Source organism: Azospirillum canadense (assembly GCF_025961225.1).
Classification (GTDB): Bacteria; Pseudomonadota; Alphaproteobacteria; order Azospirillales; family Azospirillaceae; genus Azospirillum; species Azospirillum canadense.
In genome coordinates this window covers 1,563,395-1,581,259 of the sequence record NZ_JAOQNG010000010.1, presented here as the reverse complement: position 1 = coordinate 1,581,259, position 17,865 = coordinate 1,563,395, and the positions used below count along the sequence as shown (strand labels likewise).

The 17,865-nt window shown below is 70.2% G+C and carries 14 protein-coding genes; 2 read left to right on the top strand and 12 right to left on the bottom strand.

The features are described 5' to 3' along the window. The first annotated feature begins 7 nt into the window (after positions 1 to 7). The gene (locus tag M2351_RS43075) at positions 8 to 1,204 is read left to right on the top strand and encodes an MFS transporter (RefSeq protein ID WP_264662090.1); all 1,197 of its coding nucleotides are present in this window, start codon (positions 8 to 10) and stop codon (positions 1,202 to 1,204) included. A gap of 91 nt (positions 1,205 to 1,295) precedes the next feature. Here the strand turns inward: M2351_RS43075 and M2351_RS43070 are convergent, their stop codons facing one another. Genes M2351_RS43070 through M2351_RS43055 form a run of 4 tightly spaced genes read right to left on the bottom strand, consistent with a single transcriptional unit; the run spans position 1,296 to position 3,883 of the window. Continuing rightward, on the bottom strand, positions 1,296 to 1,811 hold the full coding sequence (locus tag M2351_RS43070) for a DoxX family protein (RefSeq protein WP_264662089.1): 516 nt from the start codon (positions 1,809 to 1,811) through the stop codon (positions 1,296 to 1,298). 10 nt (positions 1,812 to 1,821) lie between these two features. Continuing rightward, a complete protein-coding gene (locus M2351_RS43065; protein ID WP_264662088.1) occupies positions 1,822 to 2,592 on the bottom strand; it encodes an HvfC/BufC N-terminal domain-containing protein in 771 nt (256 codons plus the stop codon). Further along, a complete protein-coding gene (gene bufB, locus M2351_RS43060; RefSeq protein ID WP_264662087.1) occupies positions 2,582 to 3,487 on the bottom strand; it encodes an MNIO family bufferin maturase in 906 nt (301 codons plus the stop codon). Before bufB ends, M2351_RS43065 begins: the two co-directional genes overlap by 11 nt. A gap of 60 nt (positions 3,488 to 3,547) precedes the next feature. After that, positions 3,548 to 3,883, bottom strand: a complete 336-nt coding sequence (locus tag M2351_RS43055) for a BufA1 family periplasmic bufferin-type metallophore (RefSeq protein WP_264662086.1) — start codon at positions 3,881 to 3,883, stop codon at positions 3,548 to 3,550. A gap of 159 nt (positions 3,884 to 4,042) precedes the next feature. On the opposite strand from M2351_RS43055, the gene M2351_RS43050 reads away from it, so the two are divergent. Further along, positions 4,043 to 4,963 carry a LysR family transcriptional regulator gene (locus tag M2351_RS43050; protein WP_264662085.1) on the top strand — a complete coding sequence of 307 codons (921 nt, stop codon included), beginning with the start codon at positions 4,043 to 4,045 and terminating at the stop codon, positions 4,961 to 4,963. A gap of 6 nt (positions 4,964 to 4,969) precedes the next feature. On the opposite strand, the gene M2351_RS43045 is transcribed toward M2351_RS43050, so the two are convergent. The 8 genes from M2351_RS43045 to pcaB all read right to left on the bottom strand — a co-directional run bounded on the left by M2351_RS43045 (position 4,970) and on the right by pcaB (position 17,825). Then, positions 4,970 to 7,660: an MGH1-like glycoside hydrolase domain-containing protein gene (locus M2351_RS43045; protein WP_264662084.1), complete on the bottom strand. Its 2,691-nt coding sequence runs from the start codon at positions 7,658 to 7,660 to the stop codon at positions 4,970 to 4,972. A 3-nt stretch (positions 7,661 to 7,663) separates the two neighbouring features. Further along, entirely contained in the window at positions 7,664 to 9,727 is a 2,064-nt protein-coding gene (locus M2351_RS43040; protein ID WP_264662083.1) for an amylo-alpha-1,6-glucosidase, read from the bottom strand. A 15-nt stretch (positions 9,728 to 9,742) separates the two neighbouring features. After that, positions 9,743 to 11,824: an FAD-dependent oxidoreductase gene (locus M2351_RS43035; protein WP_264662082.1), complete on the bottom strand. Its 2,082-nt coding sequence runs from the start codon at positions 11,822 to 11,824 to the stop codon at positions 9,743 to 9,745. Then, positions 11,817 to 12,836 carry a VOC family protein gene (locus tag M2351_RS43030; protein WP_264662081.1) on the bottom strand — a complete coding sequence of 340 codons (1,020 nt, stop codon included), beginning with the start codon at positions 12,834 to 12,836 and terminating at the stop codon, positions 11,817 to 11,819. Before M2351_RS43030 ends, M2351_RS43035 begins: the two co-directional genes overlap by 8 nt. Then, complete coding sequence (locus tag M2351_RS43025; protein WP_264662080.1) at positions 12,833 to 14,437, bottom strand: FAD-dependent oxidoreductase; 1,605 nt, start codon at positions 14,435 to 14,437, stop codon at positions 12,833 to 12,835. The genes M2351_RS43030 and M2351_RS43025 overlap by 4 nt, the downstream gene beginning before the upstream one ends. Continuing rightward, entirely contained in the window at positions 14,403 to 15,251 is an 849-nt protein-coding gene (locus tag M2351_RS43020) for an MIP/aquaporin family protein (RefSeq protein WP_264662079.1), read from the bottom strand. The genes M2351_RS43025 and M2351_RS43020 overlap by 35 nt, the downstream gene beginning before the upstream one ends. 3 nt (positions 15,252 to 15,254) lie before the next feature. Further along, positions 15,255 to 16,103, bottom strand: coding sequence for an SDR family oxidoreductase (locus tag M2351_RS43015; protein WP_264662078.1), 849 nt, complete (start codon positions 16,101 to 16,103; stop codon positions 15,255 to 15,257). Positions 16,104 to 16,475: 372 nt separating this feature from the next. Further along, entirely contained in the window at positions 16,476 to 17,825 is a 1,350-nt protein-coding gene (gene pcaB, locus M2351_RS43010) for a 3-carboxy-cis,cis-muconate cycloisomerase (protein ID WP_264662077.1), read from the bottom strand. Between the last annotated feature and the right edge of the window lie 40 nt (positions 17,826 to 17,865).

The window sequence follows — 17,865 nt, the reverse complement described above, 5'->3', positions numbered from 1 at the left end:
ACAGAACATGATGGGACCTGCAAGGCCGGCCAGCGCCGTGCCGACGGAGCCCGCCTGGGGTGCCGTCTTCTCCCTGACGCTCGGCGTGTTCGGGCTGGTGACGGCGGAGTTTCTGCCGGCCAGCCTGCTGACGCCGATGGCGACCGACCTGCACGTGACCGAGGCGATGGCCGGACAGGCGGTCACCGCGACCGCCATGGTGGCGCTGGTCGCCAGCCTGCTCATCTCCGCCGCGACCCGCCGGATCGATCGCCGTCACGTGCTGCTCGCCTTCTCGGCGTTGCTGCTGGTGTCCAACCTGATGGTTGCCTTTGCCCCCGACCTGCTGTCCCTGCTGGTCGGGCGGGTGCTGCTGGGGGTGGCGCTCGGTGGCTTCTGGGCCATGTCGGCCGCGATCGCCATGCGGCTGGTGCCGGAGGCGATGATCCCGCGGGCGTTGTCGATGATCTTCAGCGGCGTGTCGGCCGCCACGGTCTTTGCGGCGCCGGTCGGCAGCTATCTGGGCGACCTGCTCGGCTGGCGCGCGGTGTTCCTGATGGCCGGCGGGCTGGGGTTGGTGGCTTTGGTGGCGCAGTTCCTGACGCTGCCGCGCATGGCGCCGAACGGCCACACCAGCCTGCGGACGCTGGGCGAGGTGCTGGCGCGGCCGGGCGTCGGGCTCGGCATGCTGTCGATCATTCTCGTCTTCACCGGGCATTTCGCGCTGTTCACCTATGTGCGGCCGTTCCTGGAGACGGTGACCGGCGTCGGCGTCAGCGGCGTGTCGGGCATCCTGTTGGGCTTTGGCGTGGCGAACTTCGCCGGCACCTACCTCGGCGGCGCGCTGCTGGAGCGCAGCATGCGGCTGACCCTGGCCGTCATGCCGCTGACCATGGGGCTCCTCGGGCTCGGGCTGGCCGCCCTGGGCGGTTCGCCGGTCGTTGCCTCGGTGCTGATCGTGCTGTGGGGCGTCGCCTTCGGCGCCGTGCCCGTGGCGTGGTCCACCTGGATCACCCGCACCGTACCGGACGAGGCGGAAAGCGCCGGCGGCCTCTTCGTCGCGGGGGTGCAACTCGCCATCGCCGCCGGCGCAGCCGGGGGCGGCGCCATCTTCGGGATCACCGGCGCCGGTGGGGTCTTCAGCGTCAGCGGAATCGTGCTGCTGCTGGCGGCGCTGGTCGTGGCGGGAGGCGTGCGGACGCGTGCCGTCGCCGTCACCGCCTGATCGCCTCCGTCAGGCAAACCCGCCGCAAGGCGGGCGCCAGGACCGGCCTTGATGGCCGGTCCGAAGGCGGATGGACCATCTGCTGTCACCGTCATCTCCCGGACGCACCACCAAGATCACGGACCAGATGACGACGGATGAGGTGATCGAGCGACAGGGCCCCCGGGCCATGCACGACGATCGCCAGCAGCAGAAACATCCAATAGGCATGCTCCACGGAATCATAGGCCGGGTTGGCGGCGCCCAGGACGAACTGGATCACCAGCGACATGCCGAGGAGGGGCAGCGCCGCGAGGCGGCTTGCCAGACCCACCACCAGCAGAACCGGCATGCCGAGTTCAAAGGTCGTGCCCATCAGGGCGGCCAGGTCCGGCGGCAGCAGAGGCACGCGGTATTCCTCCTGGAACAGCAGAACGGTGGTGTCCCAGTCCTGGATCTTCGTCAGGCCGGACAGGAAGAAAACCCGCGCGATCCACAGCCGGATCGCCAATTGCAGCAGGGGCGCCCCCCAGCGGTTCACCCCGCCCACGACGGCCGTGCCGGCGGTGGTCAGGTCGTGCAGCGCGCGGAGATGGCGAACGCGGTGCCCGATGGCGGCGTGCGACATGGCTTGATCCTCACAATGGGGGTGTGGTGAAGGCGGTGAAGGTGCCGAGTTGCAGGTGGGCCAGCAGCGTGCCCTGCAGGTCGAAACCCGGCTCAAGCGCTGAGGCCGCCATCGCGGCGTGCGACAGGTCGGAACCCGCCGACAGGGCCATCAGCAACGTCATCTCGCCCGATCCCAGCGTGACCGCCTGCACCTCCAGCAACGGGCGGACGACCAGCAGATTCTGGGGCAGCAGATTCTGGGGCGCGGGCGCGGGATCGGGGATCGTTTCGCCCCGGCGCAGCGCGTCCCACAGTTCCAGCACCGGGTGGGCGCAGGTCAGCAGGTGGGCTGAGGGGTGCAGCGCCAGCCGCAACGCCGGGCAACGGTCGCCCGGCACGGCGCGCAGCGCGGTTATGTCCAGCACCGGCGCGTCCGCCGCGAAATAGGTGGCGTTCCAAGCCCATTCGAAACGGGCGAGGTCGGCGGCGGCCGGCGGGTCCGCCGTGGTGTGGGCGAGATGGTCGGGAAAGTGGTCGCCATAGGCCAGGAGTTGCGGCACGCGCGGCGGGTGCCGCCGCACGAAAGCCAGGGCCGTCCGGCGGAACGCCGGGCCGCCAAGCAACCGCGCCGTTGCCGGAAAGGCCGCCTCCAGCGCCTCGACCAGGGAGCCGACGACGTTGTTGGCGTGAATGGCGAAGCGGATGGCCGCCGGAATGGCGTCGCATTCAATGCCCGGTGGAATGCCCGTCCCGGCGCGGAGCAATTCGCGGCGCATGGCGGCCTGGAGGTCACGCAGCATGGCGGGCCTCCGTCTCGGCAGCATGGATTCTCCGGTCGGCCCGTTCGGCCTCGGCCAGCAGGACCGGCAGTTCCGGCACGCGCGTGTCCCATTCCACCAGCACCGGGCGGGGGCCGAGCCGGCGCAGGGCCTCGTCCAGCAGGTGCCAGACCGGATCGGCCACCCTGCTGCCGTGATCGTCGATCAGCAGCGTGCCGCGGCCGGTGTCGTGCACCGCGTGGCCGGCCACGTGGATCTCGCCCACGGCCTGCGCCGGGATGGCGTCGAGGTAGGCCAGCGGGTCGAGCCCGACGTTGTGGGCGCTGACATGGATGTTGTTGACGTCCAGCAGCAGGCCGCAGCCGGTCCGGCGCGACAGTTCGGCCAGGAACTCCGCCTCCGGGATCGTGGATTCCGCGAAGCTCAGGTAGCGGGACGGGTTCTCCACCAGGATCGGGCGCTTCAGGGTTTCCTGCACGCGCTCGACGTTGCGGCGGACGGTGTTTAGCGCTTCCTCGCTGTAGGGCAGGGGAAGCAGGTCGTTCAGGTAGGCGCCGCCCGTGGTGCTCCAGGCCAGATGATCGGAGACCTGTTCGGGCTGAAGACGGGCGTAGAGTGCCGCCAGCCGGTCCAGGTGCCGGACATCGACCCCTTCGGCGGAGCCGAGCGACAGGCCGACCCCGTGGCAACTGAGCGGAAAGTCCCGCCGGATCGTCTCCAGCGCCCGCAAGCGGGGACCGCCGGCCGCCAGATAGGTTTCGCTGTGCACTTCGATCCAAGCAACGTCGCGGGCCACCGAGGGGGCGACGGTGGGTGGCGAGGCCAGGAAATCCGCAACATGGCGGTGCCGCAGCCCGACGCCCGCTCGCGCAGGCAGGGGAGAGGAGGTGCGAGGGGTGTCGGGCGCGGCGTGCATGGCGGGAACCTCCAGCGGCCGGCGGCGGTCCGGAGCAGGGGTCCGGAACAGCGGTCCGGATCAGCTCTTCTTCGGGGTGGCGGAGGCGGCCTTGGTCATGTCCTTGGGCATGCCGACGCCCTGGAACGCCGCCAGCTTGCCGCCTGTCTCGGCGCAGACGCCGGCCCGGACCGCCCGCCACTCGCCGCCGTCATAGTCCTTGGTCGACTGGCCGGCGCAGGAATGGGTGCCGGCGTCGTTGGCGCAGCTGTTCTGGCCCGCCTTGGAAATGCCGTAGCACTTCTCCAGGCCGCTGGCCTCCGCCGCTGCGGTGCTGGTGACCGGCAGGAGCGCTGCCAGGGACAGGGCACCGGCCAGAGCGGCGGCAATCGTCAGGCCATTGGTCGTTTCGGTCATCGGTCATCTCCTTCGGTTGTCTCTCCCGCCAAGGGGAGTGGTTGACGAACCCAAAGTATTCGTTGTCCGGAACGGCCTGAAATGCTTTGGTCCTATTGTGTGCATAGCCGCCGGCTATGGCCCCTCTCCCACCCACACGCACGGCGTCTGGAGGTTGCGATGGAGATGCACCAGATCCGCTACTTCCTGGCTGTTGCGGACACGCTGAACTTCACGCGCGCGGCGGACCAGTGCAACGTCACCCAGCCGTCGCTGACCCGCGCGATCCAGAAGCTGGAGGAGGAGATGGGCGGCCTGCTCTTCAGCCGGGAGCATCACAACACCCACCTGACGGAGCTGGGGCGGCTCGTCCGCCCGCACCTGGAATCGATCTACAGCGCCAACGCCGCCGTGCTGGCGGAGGCGAAGCAGTACCGCTGCATGGACCGGGCGCCGCTGAAGCTGGGCGTGATGTGCACGATCAGCCCGCCGCGGTTGGTCGGCTTCTTCGAGCAGATGAAGGCGCGCATCCCCATGCTGGACCTGATGATCCAGGACCTGCCGGCCAAGCCGCTGGTGGACGCGCTGCTGGCGGGCGACCTGGACGTGGCGCTGGTGGCGCTGCCCACCTTCCCGGAACGCTGCACGGCCCAGCCGCTGTTTTCCGAGCGCTACCTGATCGCCTTTCCCAAGGGCCACCGCTTCGAAGCCATGAACGCGGTGCCGCTGCACGAGCTGGACGGGGAGGACTATCTGCAGCGCGTCCACTGCGAGTTCCGCTACCACTTCGAGGCATTGGGCCTGCCGAAGCGGCACAGCGTCAACATCCGCTACCACAGCGAACGCGAGGACTGGGTGCAGGCGATGATCGCCGCCGGCATGGGGTGCGCGGTGATGCCGGAGCATCTGGCATTGCTGCCCGGCATCACCACACGCGTGATCATCGAGCCGGAGGTGACCCGCACCGTCCATCTGGTGACCGTCGCCGGCCGCCGCTTCACCCCGGTGGAGCAGATCGCCATCCGCATGGCCCAGACCTACCGCTGGGACGCGACGGAGCCGCGAAGCGCGGTCGGCTGGGGTGGGCTGGAGGGTGGGTGAGACCCCCTACACCTCCAACACCTCCTCCACGCTCCGCTCTTTCCAGTATTCCGGGATGTCCGTCCGGTAGCGCCGCAGGACGAGGTTGGCGAGCAAGCCCGTCCAGCCGGTCTGGTGCGCCGCACCCAGGCCCTGGCCGGTGTCGGCGTGGAAGTATTCGTAGAACAGCAGCAGGTCGCGCCAGTGCGGGTCGTCGTGAAAGCACGGCTGGGTGCAATAGACCGGTCGCCGGCCGGTCTCGTCCGGACGGTAGAGCGATACCAGCCGGTCGGCGATCAGCGTCGCGATCTCCTTCAGCGTCAGATCCCGGCCGCCGAGGCAGGGCACGGGCACGCGGTAGGCATCGCCCAGGAAGCGGTGGAACTTCTCGATGGACTGGACGAGCGTGTAGTTGACGGGCATCCACACCGGACCGCGCCAGTTGGAGTTGCCGCCGAACAGGCCGGAGGTGGACTCACCCGGCACATACTCGATCAGCGCCTGGCCCACGCCGGGCAGGTCGCCCAGGTGCCGGTGCTCCGCGTGGATGCGGCTGACGCTGCGGATGCCGTAGTCGGACAGGAACTGGTCGCGGTCGAGCAGCCGTTGCAGGATGCGCGGCAACATCGTGTGGTCGACCAGCGCCAGCAGATGCTCGCCGCGCTCGTTCTCCCAGTCCGGGCAGGCGCAGACATAGCTGCCCTGGAACTTGCCGCCCTTATGGTGGGTGAGCATGCGGCGGAAGCGCGGCACGCGTTCCAGCAGCCGGCGGTCCACCACCTCCGTCGCGAAGAGCGGGATCAGTCCGACCATGGAGTAGACGTTCACGCGCGACACCGTGCCGTCCGGTCCGACGATCAGATCCTTGAAGAAGCCGTCCGCGTCGTCCCACAGCGACACCGCCCCCGGGACATTTCCACCGATGGTGTTCGCGATGCTGAGGAACTGCTGGTAAATCTGGATGGCGATGTCCTCGTAGTCCGGGTCCTCCGCCGCCAGTTCCAGCGCCATGACCACCATGTTCAGGGCGAACATGGCCATCCAGCCGGTGGCGTCGGCCTGCTTCAGGCTGTAGCCGGGGGGAAGCGGCTGCGAGCGGTCGAAGACCGAGATGTTGTCGAGCCCGAGGAAACCGCCCTCGAACACGTTGTGCCCGTCGGCGTCCTTGCGGTTCACCCACCAGGCGTAGTTCAGCAGCAGCTTGTGGAAAACGCGGTGCAGGAAGTGCGTGTCGCCCTCGCCGCGCTGCACCCGCTCCGCCCGGAAGACCTTCAGCGCGGCCATGGCGTGCACCGGCGGGTTGACGTCGCCGAAGGCCCATTCGTACGCCGGGATTTGGCCGTTGGGATGCAGGAAGCGTTCGGACAGCAGGACCTCGATCTGGTCCTTGGCAAAGTCCACGTCCGCCAGCGCCAGCGCCGCGCAATGGTAGGCGAGGTCCCAGGCCGCGAACCATGGATACTCCCACGTATCGGGCATGGAGATGATGTCGGACGACTTCAGGTGCTTCCAGGACCGGTTGCGGCCTCCCTTGCGGCTTTCCGGGGGCGGCAGCCGGTCGCCGTCGAGCCAGCGCTCCACGTCGTAGTGGAAGAACTGCTTGCACCAGATCATCCCGGCCAGCGCCTGCCGCAGCACCCGCCTGTCCTCCGCGTCCGCATCGGGGAGCAGCGCATCGTAGAAGGCGTCGGCCTCGCGACGGCGTGCGGCGAACACGGCGGCGGTGCGGGCGAAGGGCTCGGCCAGAGACGAGGCGGAGAGCACGAGGTCGATGGTGCGCGCCTCCCCCGCCGGCACATCCAGAACGTACCACGGCGCCGCCTTGGTGCCCTCCCGCGCCGGGTTGACCGCGCCGGTCTCACCCTGGACCACGCGGCGATGGAAGCTGTCCTTCACATGGGGCGTGGCGTTGGGGATGCCCCACAGCCGCTCTGCGTTGCTGTCGTTCTCGGTGAACAGCAACTCGGCGGGCGCGGTGCCGTAGAGATGGTAGGCGCCAAGCTCCGGATGTTCCGCCCGGATCGCCCAGGCGGCGCCGGCCGGCGGATTGATGGCGCGCAGGATCGGGCGCCGGGCATTGTTCGCCCAACTCCACGTGTTGCGGAACCACAGGGTGGGCAGCAGGTGCAGGGTGGCGGGCTCGGGGCCGCGGTTGGCGGCCTCGATGCGGATGTGGATCGCGTCCGGGCCGGCCTTGGCGTGGGTGACCTCGACGTCCCAATAGCGCCCGTCGTCGAACACGCCGCTGTCGAGCAGCCCGAAGGGCGGGTCGGTGCGGCCGCGCAGGCGGTTCTCGAAGAGCAGGCGGCCATAGGGAAATTCGGCCTGCGGGTATTTGTAGAGGTAGCGCAGCCAGCTGTGGCTCGGCGTGGCGTCGCGGTGGAAATAGAACTCCTTCACGTCCTCGCCGCGGTTGCCCTCGTTGCCGGTCAGGCCGAAGGCGCGCTCCTTCAGGATCGGGTCGCGGCCGTTCCACAGGGCCAGCGCGAAGCACAGCCGCTGCTGCTCGTCGCTGATGCCACCCAGCCCGTCCTCGCTCCAGCGGTAGGCGCGGAATCGCGCCTGGTCGTGGCTGAAATCCTCCCAGGCGGTGCCGTGGGGGCTGTAGTCCTCGCGCACCGTGCCCCAGGCCCGTTCCGACAGGTAGGGACCCCACAGCCGCCAGTTCTCGGCGCCGGTGCGTTGGGATTCGAGGCGTTGCCGTTCCGCGTTCCGCATGGTTCAGGTCCTCCCGTTCGATGATTTCGTTTGTTCCAGCCGCCACCATGCCTCCAGCACGCAGGCGGCCGACCAGGCCTGGACGGGGCAGCCGCGCGGGGTGTGCGGCGGGGCGCCGTCGAAAATCTCGCTGACCTGGCCGAGTGCTGCGTCGGTCAGGTGGTCGGCGATGGGCTCCAGCAGCCGTTGCGCCGCGTCGGCGTCGCCGGTGACCCGGTGCACGGCCAGCGCGAAGGGGCCGATCAGCCAAGCCCAGACCGGCCCCTGGTGGTAGCCGCCGTCGCGCTCCCACACGCCGCCGTGGTAGTGGCCGCGATAGTCGGGGTGGTCCGGAGCAAGGGAGCGCAGGCCGTGGCTGGTCAGAAGCTCCCGCCGGCATTCGGCGACCACGCGGGCCTGCACGGCGGGTTCCAACGGGGAGAAGGGCAGGCTGACGGCGAAAATCTGGTTGGGGCGGATGGTGGCGTCGCCGTCCGGGCCGTCGATCACGTCGTAAAGGCCGCCTTGCGGTCTGATGAAGCGGGTGAAGGAGCACCGCACCTTCTCCGCCGCTTCCACATAGAAGCCGGCAGGCCGGCCGAGCCGGTCCGCGAAGCCGGCCATGGCGCGCAGCGCGTTGAACCACAGCGCGTTGATCTCCACCGGCTTGCCATGGCGGGGCGTCACCACCCAGTCGCCAATCTTGGCGTCCATCCAGGTCAGTTGCAGCCCCGGTTCCCCCGCGCGCAGCAGGCCGTCGGCTGGATCCTCCCCAATGCCGTAACGGGTGCCGCGGCGGTGCCAATCGATGATGTCCGCCAGCACCGGGAACGTGCGGGCCAGCGCATCCAGATCGCCGGTGGCCTCGACATAAGCGCGCCACGCCTCGACGTACCAGAGAGCGGCGTCCACCGTGTTGTAGTCGGCCCGCTCCCCGGCGCCGGGGAAGACGTTGGGCAGCATGCCGTGGTCCACGAAGCGGGCGAAGGTCTCCAGGATGCGCCGCGCGCTGTCGGCCCGCCCGGTGGCGAGCGTCAGGCCGGGCAGGGCGATCATGGTGTCGCGGCCCCAGTCGCCGAACCACGGGTATCCGGCAATCACCGATTGCCCGTCCGGCACGCCGGGCAGGGGCCGCGCGAAGAGGAAGCTGTCGCAGGCCAAAACCAGCCGCCGCACCCAGCCAGGGGCATCGGCCATCTCCGGCAGCGCATCGTCGGCCGAGTCCAGCACCGCGGCCTCCTGCGCGCGGCGGCGGGCGAGGGAGGCGGGGATGTCCGTGTCGGCCTCCGCCTCCAGGCTGCCGACCACGCCGACCCATTGACCGGGGCGCAGGTTGAAGACCGCGTCGCCCACGCACAGGTGGTGGTCCACGGGGGCAAGGCCGCGCTCCTCCTCTATGGGCAGCAGGAAGTCGGCGTGCCAGTCGCGGCGGGGCTCGATCCGGCCACTGGGGGCGTGGAGCGTCAGGGTGAAGCCGCCAGGCTCGACCACGCGCAGCCGGTCGGGGGCGTCCGTCCGGAGGTCCGGGTTGAAGCCGTGGCGGTCCGTGGTGCCGTGATGGTCGCGGCCGTTGACCAGCAGGGTCACGCGCAAGGCGACGCCGTCCCCATCCCCGGCGTCGGGATGCAGACGCCACGCGGTGGTGACGGTGTTCTTACCCTGCTCCAGCCACACCCGCGCCTCGACCCGTCGGCCAGCGACCGCGTAGGTCCAGACCGGGATGCGCCTGTCGAGGTGGAAGCTCTCCGCATGCTCGTGCCCGGTGGGGGCGAGGGCGCCGCTGGCCCAGCGGTTGGTGAACAGCGGCCATTCCCGCCCATCGGCAATCAGCGTGGCGTCGGCCTTGGCGAAGACCAGCCGGCGGCCGAGCGGTGGCTCCACCGGGGCGACCAGCAGACCGTGGTAGCGCCGCGTCAGGCTTCCGGCGATGGTCCCGGCGGCGTAGGCACCGAGCCCGTTGGCGAGCCACCATTCCCGCCGCTCCGCCTGGGTCAGGTCACCGCAGACGGCGCGGCCGAAGCGGATCGGCATCAGGTCCATGCCGTCGGCGACGGTGGTGGATGCGGGACGCGTCATGACCAGAGTCATGGCCCTTCTCCTCTCTCATGAGGCGCGTTCGAGCGCGGGGACGGGCGGGGCGGCGGCCTGCGCCGTCGGGGCGCTGGCTGGGCCCGTGATCAGGCGGGTTCCCTGGCGCAAGGTCAGGTAGGCCCAGAACCACTCCACGGCCACGCCCAACCGATTGCGCATGCCCGACAGGAACAGGACGTGCACCACGCCCCACAGCCACCAGGCGGCGGCCCCGGTCAGGCGCAGCCGGCCGAAGTCCGCGACCGCCGCCTTGCGCCCGATGGTGGCGAGGCTGCCGGCGTGGCGGTAGCGGAAGGGCGCCGGGGCGGGCCGCCCCTCCAGCCGGGCGCGGATCACGCGGGCGACATGGGCGCCGCCCTGCTTGGCCGCCGGGGCGAGGCCGGGCACCGGTTGGCCGTCCCAGCCGCGGTTGAGCGCCGTGTCGCCGATGGCGAAAACGTTGTCCAAGCCTGGCACCGACAGGTCGGGACCGACCGGCACACGGCCGGCGCGGTCGGCCTCCACCCCCAGCCAACGCGCGGCGGGCGAGGCGACGACCCCGGCCGCCCAGAAGACGGTGCGCGCCGCGATGCGCGTTCCGGACACCGTCACGCCCGACTCGTCAACCGCCTCCACCGCGCTGCCGGTCAGGACGGTGACGCCCAGCGATTCCAGGGACGCGGCGGCTTGCGCCGACAGCGGTTCCGGGAAGGTGGGCAGGATGCGTGGGGCGGACTGCACCAGCAGGACGCGGGCCTCGGCCGGGTCGATGGCGCGGAACTCGCCCTCCAGCCCGTGGCGGGCCAGTTCGGCGATGGCGCCGGCCAGTTCCACGCCCGTAGGGCCGCCGCCGACCACCACGAAGGTCAGGAAGGCGCGGCGGAGCGACGGGTCGTCGCTGTTTTCCGCCTCCTCGAAGGCCAGCAACAGGCGGCGACGGATCTCCGTCGCGTCCTCGACCTTCTTCAGGCCGGGGGCGAAGGGTTCCCACTCCTCGCGGCCGAAATAGCCGTGCCGGGCGCCGGTGGCGAGCACGAGATGGTCGTAGGCGACCGCGCGCCCGTCCTCCAGCCGCACCGCGCGGGTGTCGCTGTCCACGCCGACCACGCGGCCCAGCAGGACGCGGGCGTTTCCCTGGTCGCGCAGCAGGCTGCGGATCGGCGTGGCGATGTCGGCGGGCGACAGGCTGGCGGTCGCCACCTGATAGAGCAGGGGTTGGAACAGGTGGTGGTTGCGCCGGTCGATCAGCGTCACGCGGCAAGGTGCCTGCGCCAGCCCCCGCACCGCCGCCAGCCCGCCGAAGCCACCGCCGACCACGACCACGTGCGGTGCGTCCTCCGGCAGCGGTGGCGTGGTGCCGGCCAGCCGCGGCCAGCGCCGGGCAATGGATTGACGGACGAGATGATCAAGCGACAGCGGCCCCGGCCCGAAGACCGCGACGACGCCGAGCAACAACGGCCAGGAGAGAGCCGCGGAGGCCGGTATCAGCCCGGCCAAGGCCAGCGCCACCAATCGAGAGCCCAAACCGAAGGCCAGCAAAAGGGCTCCGACGGATCCGACCGGGTCGCCGGAGCGCAGGACGATGCCCGCAACCAACAACCGCAACGCCAGTTGCACCGACGGTCCGCCGAGACGCGTGACGGCCTCCAGGACGCGCGCCGCCGGTTTGGCGAAGGGCAGCGCGCTGTCCGGCAGGCCCCGCGCCAGCCGCCGGTCGAGCGACAGCGGCCCCGCGCCCATGACCGCCAGCCACGCCAGCAGCGCCGCCTGCACGAGATGCGCGTCGAGCGGTCGGTAGGCGAACTGCGCGACCAGCACGAGCGCCAGCATGGGCAGCGCCGCAAAGCGCGTGGCAAGCCCCAGGACCAGCAGCGGCGGGCAGAGCAACTCGATGCCTGCGCCGATCCAGGCGGCGGGCAGCGGGTCCAGCCACGACACCGGGTATTCGTATTGGGCGAGGTAGAGCGCTTGGCTCCAGTCGTGCAGCTTGACGATGCCCGACACCCAGAAGGCCTGGGCCAGCCACAGGCGGATGGCGAGGTCCAGCGCCGGCCCGGCGGCCCGCTGCGCGACGTGCAGCGCATCGCGCACGGCGATGGCGAGGCGTTCACTCATGGTTCAACTCCGTTCGCAAGGGCTGCCCAAGGGCGTTGCCGAGGAGGTAGGCGTGCCCGTCCGGGTCGCGCGCCATCACCGCGCGGGCGAGGCCGAGGACCGGGTCCGGCAGGGCGACGGCGGCGGGGCCGGGATCGTCGTCGGTCAGCAGGGTCACCTGCTCGTGCCACAGGTCGTTGGCGCGGGTGTCGGCGGGGGCGGGGCGGCCGTCGCGTGGGGCGAGGTACTCCAGGAATTCGATGCCCGGCCCACTTAGGGCACGCAGCGTCGTGATGCGCAGCCGGGCGCCGAAGACGTTGTTCAGATGCTCTTGCTCCGTCCCATAATTCTCGCTGGTGCCCGCAATGCGCAAGCCGAGGCGGTCACGGTAGAGGGCGAGGCTGGCGTCGGTGTCGGCAACGACGATGGCGGTGTGGTCGATGCCCAGGAACAGGCGGCCCTTGGCTCTCTCATCGGCTTTCTGCCAGCGCGGATCGCCCTTGCCCGGCGGGAATTGCAGGATCTCCAGCGGGTTGCCGTCCGGGTCCTTGAAGTAGAAGGCCCGGATGCCGCCGGCGTTCGGGTTCCAGTCAGGCAGGGTCTGCGGCCCGGTGGAGGCGTGGCGCACCCTGGCCGCGCGCAGCCGGGCGTAGGCCGCGTCCATGTCGCCGGTGATGATGGCGATGTGCTGGAACCAACGGTCGTTGCTGCGGGAATCCGCGGGGATCGGCCGGCCCTCCGGCGCGATGTATTGGATCAGCTCGATGGCCTCCGCACCCAGCCGCAGGCGGACGATGTGGATGCGGGCGCCGAAGACGCCGGTCAGCCGCTCGTAGGCGTCGCCGGAGACCTCCATATCGGACACCGGCTCGAAGGTCAGGACGTCGCGGTAGAAGGCCAAGGCGCGGTCCATGTCGGACACGGTGATGCCCACGGCGTCCACCGCGCGCACCGTCTGCGCCCGGACCGCCGCGGCCGACAGCAGGACGACAAAACCGGCGAGGAAGAGGAGGGGCAGGGGCGAGCGTTTCATGCCGCACCTCCCCGCGCGCCCAGGCGCGCGGTGAGCTTTTGCGCGCCTAGGCGCTCGACCAAGTGGTCGCCGACGCGCAGCGCGTTGGCGATGATGGTCAGCGTCGGGTTCACCGCGGCACTGCTGGGGAAGAAGCTCGCGTCCACGACGTAGAGGTTGTCGAGGTCGTGGGCCTTGCAGTTGACGTCCAGCGCCGACGTCTCCGGGTCGTGGCCGAAGCGGATCGTGCCGTTCTGGTGGCCGGTACCGGCAATGGGGATGCGCTTGCCGAAATAGGCCTCGCGCGGGATCAGCGTGCGCTCACAGTCGATGTGACGCAGAAGCTGCTTCAGCTTCACGGTCAGCCGCTCGTGCGCCTCGACGTTGTTGGGGGTGTAACGCAGGGTGATGCGCCCGTCGCGGCCGACCTCCACGCGGTTGTCGGGGTCGGGCAGATCCTCCGACGTCAGCCAGAAGTCGAGCGCGTGGGAGGCGAAGCGCTCCGCCGCGCCGGTCGGCAGCAGGCCGTGGCTCTCCGCGGAAACCATCGCCGCGTCGGTCTTGCCCAGCATCTGGATGTGGCCGAGCGGGAAGTCCCAGTCGTCGGCGCCGAAGTAGAAATCGTTCAGCCCCAGCGTCTTCTGGAAGCGCGTCGGGTTGGGCCGCCGCGACACGGCGATCAGGGCGGAGTTCAGGTGGCACATGTAATGCCGCCCGACCACGCCCGACCGGTTGGCGAGCCCACCCGGATGCCGGTCGCTGGCGGAGCGCAGCAGCAGGGCCGCGGAGTTGATGGCCCCGCAGGACACCACGACGATGTCCGCCCGGTATGTTTCCTCCACGCCGTCGCGGCGGACGACCACGCCGGTGACCTCCCGCCCCGACGGGCTGGTCTCCAGCCGCTCGACGTAGGAACCGGTCAGCAGCGTGATGTTCGGGTGCTCCAGTGCCGGGGCGACGCAGGTGACGTGCGCGTCCGCCTTGGCCTGGACAAGGCAGGGGAAGCCGTCGCAGGTGGAACAGCGCACGCAGTCGCTGCGGTGCGGCCGGGTCTCGTCCAGGCGGATGCCGACGGGCAGGGCGAACGGGCGCTGGCCGGCGCGCTTCAGGTCGTCGAACAGCGCCTGTATGCGCGGCTCGTGGCTGACCGGCGGGTGTGGGTAGGGGTCGTCGCAGGGCGGCTCGGTCGGGTCGCTGCCGCGCTCCCCATGCACGGAATAGAGCCGTTCCGCCCGCGTGTAATAGGGCGCGAGGTCGGCGTAGGAAATGGGCCAGGGCGGGGAGATGCCGGATTTGTGGTGCAGGGGGCCGAAGTCCCGCTCCCGCAGGCGGAACAGCACGGCGCCGTAGAATTTTGTGTTGCCGCCCACGCAGTAATGGGTGCCGGGGTGGAAGGGGCGGCCGTCCTTGTCGTACCAGGTCTCCGGCGCCTTGTACTTGCCCTCCACCACCACGGCGCGGCTGTCCCAGTTGTCGCGCTCGCGGGGCAGATGCTCGCCGCGCTCCAGCAGCAGGATGCGCTTTCCGGTCGGGGCCAGATGGTAAGCCAGCGTGCCGCCGCCGGCGCCCGAGCCGATGATGATCACGTCATAGCGGCCCATGGACATGGGATCTTTGGACATGGACTCCTCCCTGTTCGACGCTGTGCAGAGGGCTGCGGGCGGGCGCGCCGCAGAAGATGCAGCGGCTGCGCGGGTCGTGGTTCAGCTTGGCGCAACGCACCGGCTGCCGGCCGGGCAGGCGCCTGTACAGTTCCACCGCCAGCAGCATCCCGAGCGGCGGAGCCACCGCGTAGATCCAGGCGCTGGTCCACAGGCCGCTGGGAATCGCGGAGGCCAGTGTGCGGGCCGGGTTGATGCTCATCCCCGACAGCGGGGCAGCCGCGGTGATGAACAGCGCGACCAGAAGGCCCGCGCCGAGGCCGGTGAAGCGCTCCCACCCCGCCCGGTTGGTGGTGACCAGCACCATGCCCATCAGCAGGAACGCCATGGTCAGCTCCGCCGCGAAGGCGGCGGCCGGGCCGGTCGGGCCAGGCACGGTGGCGATGGCGGCGATGGGCGGGGCCGTGAAGCGCTTCCCCAGCAGCGCCGTCACCACCAGCGCACCGGCCAGACCACCCAGGCATTGGAAGGCGACGTAGAAAGCGGCGTCCATGGGGCGGACCTTGCCCAGCCGCAGGAAGGTCAGCGTCACCGCCGGGTTGATGTGCGCGCCGGACCGTCGTCCCCAAGGGGAGTGGATGATAGCAACCGCCGTCAGCCCCATTGCCGCCCCCATCAGCGCCCGCCGCAGCAGGGGCGAGGGCAGGGCGGCGTGCAGGGGCAAGGCGGGATGCTCCAGCAGCGTGGCGCACAGCCCGGCGGACACCATGAACAGGCCGAGCCCGCCGGCTTCCATCAGGTACTCTGGCCAGTGATGGCGAAACAGGGTGGTCATGGCTCAGCCTCCGGCTTCGAACCCGGGGTAGAGCGTCATGCCACCGTCCACGAACAGCGTCGTGCCGGTGATGTAGTCGGCGGCGTCGCTGGCCAGCCAGACCACCGCGTGGGCGATGTCCTCCGGCTCCCCGATGCGCTTGGCGGGGATCAGCTTCAGCAGCTCCGCGTGAGCCTCCGGCGTTTCCCATGCCTCGCGGTTGATGGGGGTGCGGACGGCGCCCGGCGCTACGCCGACGACGCGGATGCGGTCGGCCGCCAACTCCTGCGCCAGCGTCTTCATCATCAGCATCACGCCGCCCTTGCTGGCCGCGTAATTGACGTGCCCGGCCCAGGGGATGACCTCGTGGACGGAGCTGACGCAGACGATCTTGCCGAGCGCCCGCGACACCTCCGGCCGGAAGCGCTGCCGCCTGAAGGCGCGGACGGCGGCGCGGGCGCAGAGGAACTGGCCGGTCAGGTTGACGCCGATCACCGTGTTCCACTGCTCCAGCGTCATCGCTTCCATGGGCGCGTCGCGCTGCAGGCCGGCGTTGTTGACCAGAATATCAAGGCCGCCGAAGGCCTCCACGGTGCGGGCGAACATCGCCTCCACCTGCTCCTCCCGCGACACGTCGGCCCTGACCGATAGGGCGCGCACACCGGTGCACCGGATGCCCTCTGCCACGGCCTCGGCGGCCTCGTCGCCCGACACGTAGTTGATGACGACATCCGCCCCGGCTTCACCCAGCGCCAACGCGATGGCGCGCCCGATGCCCGAATTGCCGCCGGTGACCAGTGCCCGCTGGCCAGTGAGCGGGCGCAGCTTTCCTGTCGCCGGCCCGCTCAGGGCCAGCCCGAAATCACCTTCCATGTCTCGCTCCCTCTTGGGATTAAGTGGCCGTCACAGCAGCCAGGTGGCCGGCGACACCAGCGCCACGAGGACGAAGACCACGGCGGCCTTTCGCTCCACCGTCGACCAGCGTGCCCAATCGCGGGCGAAACTGCGCAGGATGCTCATGACGCCCTCCCTCAGCGGCCCTGTCACCGTGCCGTCAGGGTAGGCCGGGAGCGGCGCTCCTGTGAAATTGCCTTGGTCGATTGGTTCGATGCAGGGCGGCTATGATTGTGCCCGGTGCATCCGGAAGCGCTCTTTGAAACCGTGATGCAGAAAAAGGTGAAGGCCCCCGTCTGTCCGCCGTCGGGCGCAGAGGGGGCCTTGCAGTCTTATGGTGCTCGGCGTCGATCAGCCTTTCAGGCGGGCCAGCACACGGTCGACCATGACGCCCGACTGGCCCAGGTAATTGGCCGGGTCGCACAGCTTGGCCAGTTCGGCGCGGCTGAGGCAGGCGCTGATTTCCGGCGTCTCGGCCAGGAGGTCGAGCAGCGGCCGGTTCTGCCGCACCGCCTCGCGGCAGAGGTCGTAGACGAGGTCGTGTGCGTACTCGCGGCCGATGTGGCGGCCGAGCCCCATCATCACCGCCTCGGACGCCACCAGCCCGTTGGTCATGTCCAGGTTGGCGCGCATCCGCGCGGCGTCCACCTCCAGCCCGCTCACCACGAAGCGCGCCTGCTTCAGGGCGCCGGCCAGCAGGCAGAACGCCTCCGGCAGGACGATCCACTCGATTTCCCACGGGCCCGTCGAGCGCTCGTGGTCGGCGACCATGGCGTCGAGCAGGGCGGCGGTGTGCTGGCGCACCACGGAGATCGCCGCGTGGATGTAGCAGCTGGAGATCGGGTTGCGCTTCTGCGGCATGGTGCTGCTCGACCCGCGGCCGTGCGCGTAGGGCTCGTAGACCTCGCCGACCTCGGTCTGCATCATCAGCTTGACGTCCATCGACAGCTTGCCGAGCGTGCCGCCGACCAGGCCCAGGAAGCAGCCGACCTCGGCGATGGTGTCGCGGATGGTGTGCCAGGCGATCGCCGGCTGGGCAAGGCCCAATTCCTCCATCAGCCCGGCCTGGGTTTCCATGGCGCCGTGCTCCAGCGAGGCCAGCGTGCCGGCCGCCCCGGCGAACTCACCCATCAGCACGCGCGGGCGGAGCTGCTCCAGCCGTTCCCGGTGGCGTTCGACCGCCGACAGCAGACCGGCCATCTTGTAGCCGAAGGTCACCGGCACCGCCTGCTGGAGGTTGCTGCGGCCGATCATCGGCGTGTCCCGGTGGCGCTTGGCCAGATCCGCCAGGGCCGCCGACAGGCCCGCCAGGTCCTCGTCCACGATGGCCAGCGCCTCGCGCATCTGCAGGACCGTCGCGGTGTCGGTGATGTCCTGCGTGGTGGCGCCCCAGTGGCAGAATTCGCCGAGCCGGTCGCGGCACAGCGCGTTGAGCTGCGAGACGACGCCCAGCACGGGGTAGCCGATGCGCTCCGTCTGCGCCTTCAGCTTTGCCATGTCGATCTTGTCGAGGGAGCAGTTGGCGACGATTTCGTCGGCCGCCTCCTGCGGGATGATGCCAAGCCGGCCCTGGACGCGGGCGAGTGCTGCCTCGATGTCCAGGTACTTGCGGGTGCGGTTCTCGTCCGACCAGACCGCGCGCATGGCCTGGGTGCTGAAGATGTCGCCGAAGATGGCGGAGTCGATGATCGTGGACGGCATGGTTCGTGTCCTCCCTAAGATGGCTTTCCGTTCGGGGCGC